Origin of the sequence: Streptomyces sp. NBC_00400, assembly GCF_036048035.1 — a bacterium.
In the GTDB taxonomy this organism is placed as follows: Bacteria; Actinomycetota; Actinomycetes; order Streptomycetales; family Streptomycetaceae; genus Streptomyces.
In genome coordinates, this window is record NZ_CP107940.1 from 916210 (window position 1) to 929631 (window position 13422).

Genomic DNA, 13422 nt, shown 5'->3' on the forward strand with positions numbered 1-13422 from the left:
GTCGCGGGGCAGACGGGAGTGTGACGACAGACCCTAGGAGACCCCTGTGACCGCTGCCGGCGGCGACACCCAGCACGGCATCCGGCGGCGCAATCTTGCCCGGGTGCTGCGGACCGTGGCCGCGCAGGGGCCGCTCTCCCGTCCGGCGGTCGCGGCGCGGATCGGGCTGACCCGGGCGGGAGTGGCCCCCCTGGTCGACGAGTTGCTGCGGGCGGGCCTGCTGGTGGAGGCGGGGCGGGCGGCCACCGGCGGCCGGGGCCGGCCGGGGGGCGAGCTGGCGGTCAGCGACCGTGGCCCGGCCGGGCTCGGTGCCGAGATAGGCGTCGATCATCTGGCGGTGTGTGCGGTCGATCTGCGCGGGCGGGTCCGGGCCCGGCTGGCGGCCGATGCCGCGAACCGGCACAGCGCTCCCGGGCCGGTGCTGCGGCGGCTGTCCGCGCTGCTCGCGGAGGTGACCGACGCGATCGCCGCCGAGGGGCTGCGGCCGGCCGGGCTGGCGGTGGCCGTACCCGGTCTGGTGGCCCGCGGTGCGACGACCGTGGTGCACGCCCCCAACCTCGGCTGGCGGGCCGCCGATCTCGCGCCGGGGCTCGCCGGGGCGACGGCCCCGCGGGACGGCTCCCCGGCCCTCCCGCTCACCGTCGAGAACGAGGCCAACCTCGGTGCGCTGGCCGAACTGCGGCTGGGCGGGGGCGGCGGACGGCCGGGCCCGCCCCCGGACTTCGTGCATGTGTCGGCGGAGATCGGCATCGGTGCCGCGGTCGTCGTGGACGGTCAACTGCTGCGGGGGGCACGGGGGTTCGCGGGGGAGCTGGGGCATGTGCCGGTGTATCCGGACGGCCCGGTGTGCGGCTGCGGCGGCCGGGGCTGCCTGGAGCAGTACGCCGGCGAGGAGGCCGTGCTGCGTGCGGGCGGGCTCGCCCCCGGGCAGGCGGCGGCCGCTCATCCGGGGCCGGGTGCCCGTATCGGCCTGCTGGCGCGCCGTGCCGCCGACGGGGACACGGCCGTCGTGCGGGCGCTGCACGAGGCGGGGACGGCGCTCGGTATCGCGCTCGCCGGGGCGGTGAATCTGCTCGACCCCCGGGCGGTGGTCCTCGGGGGCGCGCTGGCCGGACTGGCGCCCTGGATCCTGCCGTCCCTGGAGCGGGAGTTGGCGCTGCGGACGGCCGTCGCGGCGGATTCCGGGCGGTCCGCCGGGCCGTTGGTGGCGGTGTCCCGCCTGGGCGCGGACGGGCCGCTGCTGGGGGCGGCGCACGCGGCGCTGCAGACCGTGCTGGACGATCCCCTCCACTCCTGCGCCCCGGCACACTCTCCCCGGAATGGAACCCGCTAAACCTATCCATGGAACGAGAATTCCATGCCACCCCATCGAGCGATTGTGTCGATAAAAACAGCACCACTATCTTCGGTTCGGCGGGCTGCCGCGGAGCTCCCGTGAAAGGGGGCTTCGGAGGCGGTCCGCATCGCGCCCTCCGAAGAGACAGGTGGCATTGTGACGATTGCCGACGAATCACTGCCCGGCAGTGCGGAAGAAGCCCAGAATTCCAGTCTGAGCACCACCGCCGCGCGGAATTTGGCGACCACCACCAAGACCGCGCCGCAGATGCAGGGCATCACCTCCCGCTGGCTGCTGCGGCTACTGCCCTGGGTGCAGGTTTCCGGTGGCACCTACCGGGTGAACCGCCGGCTGACGTACACCCTCGGCGACGGGCGCATCGATTTCGATATCAGCGGCAGTGACGTTTCGATCATCCCTGATGAGCTGCGCGAGCTGCCGGCCCTGCGGGAATTCACCGATACCGGGGTACTGGCCGCGCTCGGCGAGCGGTTCACGCAGCAGGACTACGCACCCGGTGAACTGATCGCCGAGGCCGGCACGCCGGGCGACCGGCTGGTGCTGATCGCACACGGCCGGGTGGACCGTATCGGCACCGGCAAATACGGCGAAGAGGCGGTGCTCGAAGCGCTGGCCGGCGGTGACCACCTCGGCGACGCGCCGCTCACCGACCCCGAGGGGACCTGGGAGTTCAGCTATCGCGCGGTGACCCGGGTGACCGTGATGGCGCTGCCCCGGCAGGCCGTGGCGGAGATCGCCGACCGCTCCCCCGGGCTGCGCGACCATCTGGCCCAGGCCGGGCAGGACGCCGCACAGCCGACGAACGCCACGGGGGAATCGGCGGTCTCCATCACCTCGGGGCACCACGGCGAACCGTCCCTCCCCGGCACCTTCGTCGACTACGACCTGACGCCGCGGGAGTACGAACTCAGCGTCGCGCAGACGGTGTTGCGCGCCCACAGCCGGGTCGGCGACCTCTACAGCGACCCGATGAACCAGGTCGAGGAGCAGCTGAAGCTGACCGTCCAGGCGCTGCGCGAGCGCCAGGAGCACGAGATGATCAACAACCCCGGCTTCGGGCTGCTGCACAACGCCGACCTCAAGCAGCGCATCCACACCCGCACCGGCCCGCCCACCCCCGACGACCTCGACGACCTGCTGGCGACGGTGTGGAAGGACCCGGGCTTCCTGCTCGCCCATCCCCTCACGATCGCCGCGATCGGGCGGGAGTGCAGTGCCCGCGGACTGTACCCGACCGCGGTCGATGTCATGGGGCATTCGCTGCCGTCCTGGCGCGGGGTACCCATCTTCCCGTGCAACAAAATTCCGGTGACGAAGGAACGGACGAGTTCGATTCTGCTGCTGCGCACCGGAGAGGAAAAGCAGGGAGTCGTCGGTCTGCACCAGACCGGAATTCCTGATGAATACGAGCCGAGCCTCTCGGTGCGTTATATGGGACTCGACGACCGGGCCGTACTCAAATATCTGGTCAGTGCCTACTATTCGGCGGCCATTCTCGTGCCGGATGCGCTGGGCGTTCTCGACGACGTACAGATCGGCCACTGACCGGCCCGCGGAAGGGCACGGCGCGCCCGGGAGCGGCCCGATCCCCGCCCGGCCGCGCCGGCCGTACGCATATGCAGGCCCCGCACGCACCGCACAGCACGCACCGACAAGAACAGGTGAGCCTTCTCCATGACCACATCGGTGGATCCGACGTCCGGCCCGCAGCAGTCCCCGGTCGAGCAGGGCCGGTCCAGCCTGGACACCGCGGCCGCCCGCAAGCTGGCGACCACGACCAAGACCGTGCCGCAGATGCAGGGGATCTCCTCCCGCTGGCTGCTGCGCATCCTGCCCTGGACGCAGGTCTCGGGCGGTACGTACCGCGTCAACCGCCGCCTGACCCACACCCTCGGCGACGGCCGGGTGGAGTTCACCTCGACCGGCTCCGAGGTCCGGGTGATCCCGGCGGAGTTGCGGGAGCTGGCGCCGCTGCGCGGGTACACCGACGCCGCGACGCTTCAGGCGCTGGCGGACCGCTTCGTCCAGCGGGAGTTCGCCCCCGGTGAGGTGCTGGCCCGGAGCGGCGCGCCCACGGACCGGGTCATCCTGGTCGCCCACGGCAAGCTCGACCGTATCGGCGCCGGCAAGTACGGCGACGAGACGGTCCTGGGGGTGCTGGCCGACGGTGACGCCCTCGGCGCCGCGGCGCTGCTGACACCGGACGCGGAGTGGGAGCACTCCGTGCGGGCGGTGACCCGGGTGACCGCGCTGACCCTCTACCGCAGCGACCTCGAAGAGGTGCTGGGCCGGTCGGAGTCGCTGCGCGGCCACCTGGAGGAGTTCCGCGAGGCGCTGGTCCCCGCGCAGAACAAGCACGGCGAGGCGGCCATCGAGCTGACCGCGGGCCATGTCGGCGAGCCGGCCCTGCCGGGCACCTTCGTCGACTACGACCTGGCACCGCGGGAGTACGAACTCAGCGTGGCCCAGACCGTGCTGAAGGTGCACTCGCGGGTGGCCGATCTCTACAACGACCCGATGAACCAGCTGGACCAGCAGCTGCGGCTGACCGTGGAGGCGCTGCGCGAGCGCCAGGAACACGAGATGATCAACAATCCCGGGTTCGGGCTGCTGCACAACGCCGACCTCAAGCAGCGCCTCCACACCCGCAGCGGACCGCCCACCCCCGACGACCTGGACGAGCTGATCTCCCGGCGCCGTAAGACGCAGTTCCTGCTGGCGCATCCGCGCACCATCGCGGCGATCGGCCGGGAGTGGAACGCCCGGGGGATCTACCCCACCACCGCGGAGTGCGAGGGCACGGCGGTCCGCGCCTGGCGGGGCATCCCGCTGCTGCCCTGCAACAAGATCCCCATCACCCCGGACCAGACCAGCTCGATTCTGGCGCTGCGGGTCGGCGAGGAGAACCAGGGCGTGGTGGGACTGCACCAGACCGGCATCCCGGACGAGTACCGGCCCGGGCTGTCGGTGCGCTTCATGGGGATCAATGACCAGGCCGTCATCAATTACCTGGTCAGCGCCTACTACTCGGCGGCGGTGCTGGTGCCGGACGCACTGGGCATCCTGGAGGACGTAGAGATCGGTCACTGACCGGCGGGCACCGGGTCCGGGTGCTGCGCTCAGCGTTCGGCCGTCAGGGTCGGGGCGTGGCACCCGGGTGACGTCCGATCAGGTATCTCCCTACTCCTGACCTGCGCCGTTCCTGCCTTTGGCCGAGCCATTGGCAAAGCGGCCATTCCCTTGGCAGGGCATGCCCTGTTGCGCATCATGAACGCACCGCAGGTGTGTGACATGTACGCAACCATGCCCCCACGGTCCCTGTCAGGAGTTCACATGGAGCCCGACCACCGCTGCCCGGACCGCCGTCGTCTGCTCACCGGTGCGGCCGCGCTCGCCGCATCCGCCGCACTCGTTCCCTTCACCGCGGCCGGGGCCGGGGCCGCGGTGCACCGGCCGGCGCCGGCCGGCGGCGCCTACCCCCCGCACCAGTGGGTTCCGGCCAGCCCGTCCAACTTCACCGCGGCCCACCGCCCGGCGAAGTACCCGGTCGAGATGGTCGTGGTGCATGTGACCCAGGAGACCTACAAGGACACCCTCAAGCTGTTCAAGGACCCCCGGCACAAGGCGGCCGCGCACTATCTCGTACGGTCCGCCGACGGCAAGCTCGCCCAGTGCGTCAGGGAGCGGGATGTCGCCTGGCACGCCGGGAACTGGGACTACAACACCCGCAGCATCGGCATCGAGCACGAGGGCTGGACCGACGACCCGACGTGGTTCACCGACCCGCTCTACGAGCAGTCCGCCCGGCTCACCGCCGCCATCTGTGACCGCTATCGGATCCCCAAGGACCGCGAGCACATCATCGGCCATGTCGAGGTGCCGGGCACCGACCACACCGACCCGGGTGAGTTCTGGGACTGGGAGCGCTATCTGATGCTGGTCAACGAGGCCTCCTGGCGGGGCGTCGGATGACACGGGCCCGCCGTGGCACACCCTTCGGGGGCGGCCGGGCCGACGCGGTGCGGCCCCCGGCGGCGACGGCGCCGGCGACACGACGGCCGTGGTGCAGGTCTACGGATTGATGACATCTCCGGGTCATAGTGAACGTCTCCGGCACCTGGGACAGTTGACACGACGTCAGGGGGGATCGTGAAGCGGCGATTCGGTCGAGTGCACGCGGTGCTGACGGTGCTGGTGGCATGGGGGGTGCTGGCCGGCGGAGGGATGGCGGGCGGGGCACGGGCCACCGCCGCGGACAGCGCGCTGCACCGCTCTTCCGCCCGGCTGGTGGCACCCGGTGTGGCCTACGGCGAATTCCGGATGACGGTGCCGCGCGGCATCGTGCACGGGCATCTGCTGACGGTCGATCTGGCCGATCCGCGGGTGTCGGTCGATCTGCTGTACCCGGGGGCGGTCGGCGCGCGGTCGCCGGTGTCCCTGCTGGCGGCCGAGCGCGGCGCGGTGGGGGCAGTCAACGGCGACTTCTTCAACATCACCGAAACCCAGCACCCGGGAGTGCAGGCGACCGGCGCCTCGGTCGGCCCGGCGGTGGCCGCGGGGCGGCAGCTGAAGGGCGCGGTGCCCGACGGCCAGCGGTTCGGGCCGGTCATGCCGCCGGGCGCGACCACCGAGGACGTCATCGGCGTCGGCTACGACCACCGGGCCCGGCTGGACCGGCTCACGCTGCGCGGCGCCGTACTGACCGCCGGGGGGACGCTGCCGCTGCGCGGCCTGAACCAGTACGCCCTCCCCGTCGGCGGCATCGGCGCCTACACCCCGCAGTGGGGCACGGTGTCCCGGATGCGCGCCACCTGCGGCACGGACACCGACCGGGCGGCGCCGTGCAGCAGGAACACCGCGGAGGTGACCGTCCGGCACGGCCGGGTGACGGCGCTGGAGGACGTCCCGGGCAGCGGCGGGGTGCCCGGGGGCAGTGTGGTGCTGGTGGGCCGGGAGGAAGGGGCGCGGCGGCTGCGCACGCTGGAGGTCGGTGAGCCGGTGCATCTCGTCTCCCGCCTCGTCGGCCGGGGGCCGGTCCCCCTGCGGTTCGCGGTGGGCGGCTTCCCGATCGTGCGGGACGACGAGCCGGTGGCCGGACTGGACGGCGTCGCGGTGGCGGTGCGTACGTCCGCGGGGACCGGGGACGGCGGGCGGCTGCTGTATCTCATGGCGCTGGACGGGGCCCCCGGTCAGACCGGTCTGACGGTGCGCGAACTGGCTGACCTGATGGTGGAGTTGGGCGCTCGGGACGCGATGGACCTGGACGGGGGCGGGTCGTCGACGCTGGTCACCGGCGACAGGTACGGGGCCACGGTCCGCAACCATCCGTCGGGCGGGGCGGAGCGGCCGGTGCCCAATGCGATCGGGGTGTTCTCCGCCGGGTGAGCGCCCGGGCGGCGGCCGGTGACGGCGGTCGCGGGGCCGCCACCGTCACGGTCGCACGCTGCTCACCACATCCGCGGCGCCGGAGAGCCCCTGGTGGATGTCCGGCGCGAGGCTGCTGTTCGCGAGGTAGAAGCCGAGCAGCGCGCACACCAGGGCGTGCGAGATCTTGAGCTTGCCGCTGCGCAGGAAGATCACGGTCAGGACGACCAGCAGCAGTACGACCGAGATGGAAATGGCCATCGACGCACACCTCCTCAACCGCCGCCCGAACGGGCAGCAAGGGGTGGCCAGTTTGGCGTATTTCGGGGTATGTCAGGTTCTCCTCCGGGTGCTCCGATCAGGTGATCACTGCGGGTCACTACGGGGCACCGGGCGGGCGCGTACAGGGCGCGGAGGGCAGGCGGCAGACGCGGGACGGGGTCGGCGACGATCGGACGTACGGAATTAATCGCCCATATCACCGCAAGCTCCAGGCTGCGGTCCGCCACCCCCGCACCTCCACGACCCGTCCGCCGCTGTGTCATGGATCACATCACTCCCTGCAACGAAGGATGGCGATCCCTCGTCTTAGCGGCCGACAGCGCCGCCCACCCCGCACCACCGCCCCTCCCGCACCGCCACCCTCTCCGCACCGCAGACGGAAGCACCCGACATGAGCCAGCCCCCCTGCCGACACCGGCCCTCCCGGCCGCGGCGTGTCGCACTCGCGCTGCTCCCGGCGATCGCCATGGGCACGCTCACCGGGTGCGGGGGCAGCGGAGAGGCAGCCCCGCAGGGCGATCCGGTGCAGGTGGCGCTGGGCGCGGCGGGCGGGGCCAGGACCGTGCAGGCCGGCGACCGCCTCCAGGTGACGGCTCAGGGCGGCGTCCTGACCGAGGTGTCCGTCACCGACCCCAGCGGACGGCAGCTGCCCGGCGGTCTCGGCCGCGGCGGGACCAGCTGGACGTCCAGGGCGAAGACCGCGCCGGGCACCAAGTACTCCGTCGTCGCCCGGACCAGGAACGCCCGGGGCGGCGTCGGCGCGGCCAAGGAGTCGCTGACCACCGGGACCGCGGCCGGTCTCAACACGCTGATGCTCGATCCCCGCTCGCCGGACGCGGCGGCCGGCGCCGACCGGCCCCTGACGATCCTCTTCAACTTCCCGGTGGCCGACCGGGCCGCGGTCGAGCGGCGGCTCAGCGTCACCACCGACAGCCGGATGACCGGGTCGTGGGACTGGAGACCGGACCGCGACGGCGGCGACCGGGTGGACTGGCGGCCCGCGCGGCCCTGGAAACCGGGCACCGAGGTCACGCTGCGGGCGGCTCTCGACGGCGTGGACTCCGGCGGCGGCCGCTACTTCGTCCACGACTATGACCTGAAGTTCACCATCGGCCGGAGTTGCACCGACTCGGACATGGAGCCGGTTTGTGGCAAGGTCCACAGGAGTGACCCCATAGAGGTCACCGCACCCTCCGTACGAGGGGAAGACAACAGGGCCATCGGGATCGGAGACTGGAATGACGGCTGATCCCCGTGGCAGAGAACCAGCGCCGCGCGGCGCACAGCTGAACCCTTTCCAAGCCTAATGTGACGGAATGAGCACCGTGCAGGACCAGGATCAACTCACGGGGTGGCAGCGCTTCCGGCGCCGCGTCCCCAATGGCTTCGCCATCATCTTCAGCGTGTTGGGGCTCTTCTGTGCCCTGATGGCGCTGATCGGGCCCCTCCGGCGCGGATTCCACCCGGTGATCTACTGGCTGAACACGCTCACCATCCCGGTGGTGCCGAACTTCGCCTATGCGGTGTTCCTCTTCCTCCTGGCCGCGGCGATGACCGCCCGCAAACAGGTGGCACTGTGGTTCGTGGTGGCCTACATGGTGCTGGTCAGCCTCGCGGACGCGCTGTTCCTGGGCGAGAGGTACTGGGAGTACACCTTCTCCCTGGTGCTGTGCGCCGGTGCGCTGGTGCTCCTGCTCGTCTCGCACCGCGAGTTCTATGCGATCACCCGGCGCGGCGCGTTCCTGCGCGCGATCCTGGTGCTGATCGGCGGGCTCGCCGCGGCGGTGCTGATCGGCTGGGGACTGGTCTCGCTGGCCCCCGGCACCCTGGAGTCCGGCGCCGCCAACCGGCTGCTGTGGGCCGCCAACCGCGTCTGCGGCGGGCTCGTCGGCGGCCGGCTGATCGAGGGCCATCCGCCGCACTGGACCAGCGCCGTTCTCGGCCTGCTCGGGGCGCTGGCGCTGCTGAACGCCGCCGCCACCCTGTTCCGTTCGCAGCGCATGGAAGCCGCGCTGCACGGCGACGAGGAGGCCCGCATCCGGGCGCTGCTGGACCGCTACGGCAACCAGGACTCGCTCGGCTACTTCGCCTCCCGCCGCGACAAGGCCGTGGTTTTCTCCCGCAGCGGCAAGGCCGCCGTCACCTACCGCGTCGAGGCCGGTGTCTGTCTGGCCAGCGGTGACCCGGTCGGTGACCGCGAGGCCTGGACGCAGGCCATCGAGGCCTGGCTGGAGGTCGCCGGACGGTACGGCTGGCAGCCCGCCGTCATGGGGGCCAGCGAGAGCGGCGCCAAGGCGTTCGCCCGCAGCGGCCTCGGGGCGCTGCAGCTCGGCGACGAGGCGATCTTGCATGTGAAGGACTTCGACCTCGACGGCCGGGAGATGCGGGTGACCCGCCAGGCCGTCAACCGCGTCGAGCGCACCGGCGCGACCTTCCGCGTACGGCGCCACTCCGCGCTGACCGACGAGGAGATGCAGGAGGTCATCCACCGGGCGGATGCCTGGCGGGACACCGAGACCGAGCGCGGCTTCTCGATGGCGCTGGACCGGCTGGGCGACCCGGAGGACGGGGACTGCCTGCTGGCCGAGGCGTTCGACGGCGACGGCAACATGATCGCGCTGCTGTCGTTCGTGCCGTGGGGCAAGGACGGCATCTCGCTGGACGTCATGCGCCGGGACCGCACCGCGCCCAACGGCGTCATGGAGTTCATGGTGGCCCGGCTGTGCGCCCAGGCCGGAGCCATGGGCGTGCGCCGGATCTCGCTGAACTTCGCGGTGTTCCGGTCCGCCTTCGAGGAGGGCGGCCGGATCGGTGCCGGGCCGGTGCTGAAGTTCTGGCGCCGGCTGCTGCTGTTCTTCTCCAAGTGGTGGCAGCTGGAAGCCCTCTACCGTTCCAACGCGAAGTACAACCCGGAGTGGTACCCGCGGTTCCTGTGCTATGCGGACGCCGGTGCGCTGGCCCGGATCGGCCTGGCCTCCGGTATCGCCGAGGGCTTCGTGGCCGTGCCGAGCCTGGGCAAGCTGTGGGGCAAGGGCCACAAGAAGCGGGTGCTGGCCCCGGCGAGCACCGCGGGCCTGCCGTCGCTGGACGAGCTCGGCCTGGTGCAGACCGGACCGGCCACCGAGGAGGAGCTGCACGAGCGGGAACTGGCCGCGCTGCCCGAGCAGGTGCGGGTGCGCCACCGGAAGCTGGAGCGGCTGCGGGAGGCCGGCACCGACCCGTACCCGGTGGGCGTGGAGCGTACGCACACCCTGGGCGAGGTCCGCGACGAGTACCCGGACCTGACGCCCGCCGCACGGACCGGCAAGACCATCAGCATCGCCGGGCGGGTGCTGCTCACCCGTGACCACGGAGGCGTGCTCTTCGCGGTGCTGCGGGACTGGTCGGGCGATCTGCAGATCGCGCTGACGCGCGAAGGCAGCGGCAAGGAGCTGCTGGAACGCTTCGGTGCGGACATCGACCTCGGTGACCATGTCGAGGCCGAGGGCGAGGTCGGCACCAGCGACCGCGGTGAGCTGACGGTCTTCGTGACCCGGTGGCGGCTGACGGCCAAGTGCCTGCGGCCGCTGCCGGACAAGCGGCGCGGGCTGACCGATCCGGAGGCCAAGGTCCGCCAGCGGTATGTGGACCTGGTCGTCTCGCCGGACTCGCGGGACAACGTACGGGCGCGCAGCACGGCCGTACAGGCACTGCGCCAGGGTCTGATCGAGCGCGGCTACCTCGAGGTCGAGACGCCGATGCTGCAGCAGATTCACGGCGGCGCCAACGCCCGCCCCTTCCAGACCCATATCAACGCCTACGACCTCGATCTGTATCTGCGGATCGCACCGGAGCTGTACCTCAAGCGGCTGTGCGTGGGCGGTATGGAGAAGGTCTTCGAGATGGGGCGGACCTTCCGCAACGAGGGCATCTCCTACAAGCACAACCCCGAGTTCACGATGCTGGAGGCGTACCAGGCGTTCGCCGACTACGACGTGATGCTCGACCTGACCCGGGAGCTGATCCAGGGCGCGGCGATCGCCGCGTTCGGCAGCGCCACCGCCCGCAAGGCGGACGAGAAGGGCCGGCTGGTCGAGCACGACATCTCGGGGATCTGGCCGGTGAAGACCGTCTACGGCGCGATCTCCGAAGCGCTCGGCGAGGAGGTCGACGCGGACACCGGACCCGAGGCGCTGCGCCGGCTGTGCGCTGCCTCGTCGGTGCCGGTGAAGCCGGAGATGGGCCGGGGCGACATCGTGCTGGAGATGTACGAGCGGCTGGTGGAGGAGCGGACCGAGCTCCCCACGTTCTACAAGGACTTCCCCACCGATGTCTCGCCGCTGACCCGCCAGCACCGGCGGGACCCGCGGCTCGCCGAGCGCTGGGACCTGGTCGCGTTCGGCACCGAACTGGGCACCGCCTACTCGGAGCTCACCGACCCGGTGGAGCAGCGGCGCCGGCTCACCGCCCAGTCGCTGCTGGCGGCCGGCGGTGACCCGGAGGCGATGGAGCTGGACGAGGACTTCCTGCAGGCCCTGGAGTACGCGATGCCGCCGACCGGTGGTCTGGGCATCGGCGTGGACCGGCTGGTCATGTTCCTCACGGGGCTGTCGATCCGCGAGACGCTGCCGTTCCCGCTGGTGCGGCGCCGCTGAGGGCAGCGCGGTCCCGCTTGCTGCGGGTCTGACGGCGAAGGCCGCCCCCACCGTGCGGTGGGGGCGGCCTTCGCCGTCGGCGGGCGCCTGCCGCGGTGCGGCGCCGGGATTCCGGCGGGCCGAGGGGGCTTGCCCGCCCGCGGGGTCAGCCCGCCTCGCGCGCCGGGCACCCGGCCGGGGTCGACGCCGCCTGCTGGGAGTACTTCCACTCCGGGTCGAGCAGCTCGGTCTTGAGCTGCTCGGCCGCGGCCGGGCTCTCGACGATGTAGCCGAAGTCCTGCAGCCAGGCCGGGTAGAGGTTCTTGGAACCGATGTAGAACGCCGAGTCGTCCACCGACACCAGCTTGTGGTGCAGCGCGTACGGCTTGCCGTCGGCCCACTTCGCGGCGTCGGAGCTGCGGAACGAGGCGAGCTGCAGGTTGCCGCACAGCGCCCGCGACGCCTTCTCGTTGTCGCCGGTGAGGGCCACCAGACGCTTGCGGAGGGTGTCGCTGATCTCGTCCAGGGACTTGATCTGGGAGTAGCCCCCGCTGCCGACGGCGCCGCGGTTGGCGGGATCGCTGACGACGATGCGGACCTTCACCCCGGCGGCCAGCTTGCCCGCGAGGGTGTCGTAGGTCCGGATGTCGTAGCGCGGCAGCGGCGGACAGGTGCCGTTGAGGTCCTGTTGCGAGATCTCGACGTGGCTGCGGGCACTCGCGATGAGCGAACGCAGCGCGTTCTCCTCGGGGTTGACCGTGTCGTAGTCGCGGTCGCCGTTGGTGTGGTCGTGCAGCCCCACGGTGCACTTGGTGTCCGGGGCCGTGGGCAGGTCCGGGTGGTACCCCGAGGAGGGGTCGGATTCCTTGATGCCCACGCCGAGACCGCCGACCGCGATGACGGGTACGTCTCCGGAGGGCTCGGCGGGGGTGGAGCCCGCCTCCTCCTTCTCCATCGACGGCATGCAGGAGGAACCGTTCGACGTGGCGAGCCAGACCTTCGCCGGGTCGGACGCATTCCGGCAGGTCCAGTCCCAGAGGGTGTCGAGGTACTTCCCCGCCGAGCGGGCGGCCGGCCCGCTGAGCGCCATGTCCACGTCCGACACCGGGTGGGCGGTGTCGAGGTAGTCGTCCTTCCAGCCGTTGATCCCGCCCGTGATGGCCGTCTTCCCGTCGACCACAAGGAGCTTGGAGTGATTCCAGGAGAGCGACGTCTTGGACGTGGTCATCGAGGCGACGTTGAGCGTGACCTTGCCGGCCGCCGCGCCGAGCTTGTCGATCAGGTCGTCCCGGTAGCGGGACGGCACCACATTGAGGTGGTAGACGGGGGCGGCGCCGACCAGGATACGCACCCGCGGGGAGTGTCCCGCCTTGACGGACGCCTTGAGACCGGCGACGACGGCGTCCTCGAACCCGCCGTTGGGGAAGGGAGCCAGCGAGGAGATGTCCACGGTGTGCCGGGCGTCGGCGATGTTGCGGGTCATCTTGTCGAGCAGCCGCCGGGTGCCCGCGCGGTCCTTGCAGCCGGCGTCGCCCCAGCAGCCGGGGGTCTGCAGCAGCCAGCCGGAGGGGTCGTCCGCCGGGGCGTCCAGGCGGTTGCCGTTGGTGCGCTCCCACACCGAGCCTTCGAGGCCGGGGGAGGTTTCGCGGAGTGACCGCTCGATGGAGTCCAGATGGGGGGTGGGCGGGGTGTCCGCGGCGTATGCCGAAGACGTCGGCAATGCCGCACAGACGGTCGTCAGGGCGACGGACGCCGGTATCAGCCGGTGGAGCCGGTGGGGAGCCAAGAGCTTGCCTTCTTACGGTA

General features: G+C 71.6%; 9 protein-coding genes. 7 read left to right on the forward strand and 2 right to left on the reverse strand.

The features are described 5' to 3' along the window. The first annotated feature begins 46 nt into the window (after positions 1-46). The 5 genes from OHS81_RS04150 to OHS81_RS04170 all read left to right on the forward strand — a co-directional run bounded on the left by OHS81_RS04150 (position 47) and on the right by OHS81_RS04170 (position 6742). Entirely contained in the window at positions 47-1333 is a 1287-nt protein-coding gene (locus OHS81_RS04150; RefSeq protein ID WP_328382524.1) for an ROK family transcriptional regulator, read from the forward strand. 156 nt (positions 1334-1489) lie between these two features. After that, positions 1490-2902, forward strand: coding sequence for a family 2B encapsulin nanocompartment shell protein (locus OHS81_RS04155; RefSeq protein ID WP_328390888.1), 1413 nt, complete (start codon positions 1490-1492; stop codon positions 2900-2902). A 129-nt stretch (positions 2903-3031) separates the two neighbouring features. Further along, the gene (locus tag OHS81_RS04160; RefSeq protein ID WP_328382526.1) at positions 3032-4447 is read left to right on the forward strand and encodes a family 2B encapsulin nanocompartment shell protein; all 1416 of its coding nucleotides are present in this window, start codon (positions 3032-3034) and stop codon (positions 4445-4447) included. A 243-nt stretch (positions 4448-4690) separates the two neighbouring features. Beyond that, a complete protein-coding gene (locus tag OHS81_RS04165; RefSeq protein WP_328382527.1) occupies positions 4691-5329 on the forward strand; it encodes an N-acetylmuramoyl-L-alanine amidase in 639 nt (212 codons plus the stop codon). A gap of 198 nt (positions 5330-5527) precedes the next feature. Then, complete coding sequence (locus tag OHS81_RS04170) at positions 5528-6742, forward strand: phosphodiester glycosidase family protein (protein WP_328390890.1); 1215 nt, start codon at positions 5528-5530, stop codon at positions 6740-6742. Between the two features lie 45 nt (positions 6743-6787). On the opposite strand, the gene OHS81_RS04175 is transcribed toward OHS81_RS04170, so the two are convergent. Next, positions 6788-6982 carry a hypothetical protein gene (locus tag OHS81_RS04175; RefSeq protein WP_086718035.1) on the reverse strand — a complete coding sequence of 65 codons (195 nt, stop codon included), beginning with the start codon at positions 6980-6982 and terminating at the stop codon, positions 6788-6790. A gap of 412 nt (positions 6983-7394) precedes the next feature. Between OHS81_RS04175 and OHS81_RS04180 the strand changes: the two genes are divergently transcribed. Beyond that, positions 7395-8252 (forward strand): Ig-like domain-containing protein, encoded by an 858-nt coding sequence (locus tag OHS81_RS04180; RefSeq protein ID WP_328382531.1) that lies wholly within the window; start codon positions 7395-7397, stop codon positions 8250-8252. A 67-nt stretch (positions 8253-8319) separates the two neighbouring features. Continuing rightward, complete coding sequence (gene lysX, locus OHS81_RS04185; RefSeq protein WP_328382533.1) at positions 8320-11637, forward strand: bifunctional lysylphosphatidylglycerol synthetase/lysine--tRNA ligase LysX; 3318 nt, start codon at positions 8320-8322, stop codon at positions 11635-11637. A 145-nt stretch (positions 11638-11782) separates the two neighbouring features. On the opposite strand, the gene OHS81_RS04190 is transcribed toward lysX, so the two are convergent. Then, complete coding sequence (locus tag OHS81_RS04190) at positions 11783-13402, reverse strand: phospholipase D-like domain-containing protein (RefSeq protein WP_328382535.1); 1620 nt, start codon at positions 13400-13402, stop codon at positions 11783-11785. Between the last annotated feature and the right edge of the window lie 20 nt (positions 13403-13422).

Coding starts and splice junctions, on each gene's coding strand:
- OHS81_RS04165 (WP_328382527.1), top strand. CDS start 4,691: ATGGAGCCCGACCACCGCTGCCCGGACCGCCGTCGTCTGCTCACCGGT.
- lysX (WP_328382533.1), top strand. CDS start 8,320: ATGAGCACCGTGCAGGACCAGGATCAACTCACGGGGTGGCAGCGCTTC.
- OHS81_RS04180 (WP_328382531.1), top strand. CDS start 7,395: ATGAGCCAGCCCCCCTGCCGACACCGGCCCTCCCGGCCGCGGCGTGTC.
- OHS81_RS04175 (WP_086718035.1), bottom strand. CDS start 6,982: ATGGCCATTTCCATCTCGGTCGTACTGCTGCTGGTCGTCCTGACCGTG.
- OHS81_RS04160 (WP_328382526.1), top strand. CDS start 3,032: ATGACCACATCGGTGGATCCGACGTCCGGCCCGCAGCAGTCCCCGGTC.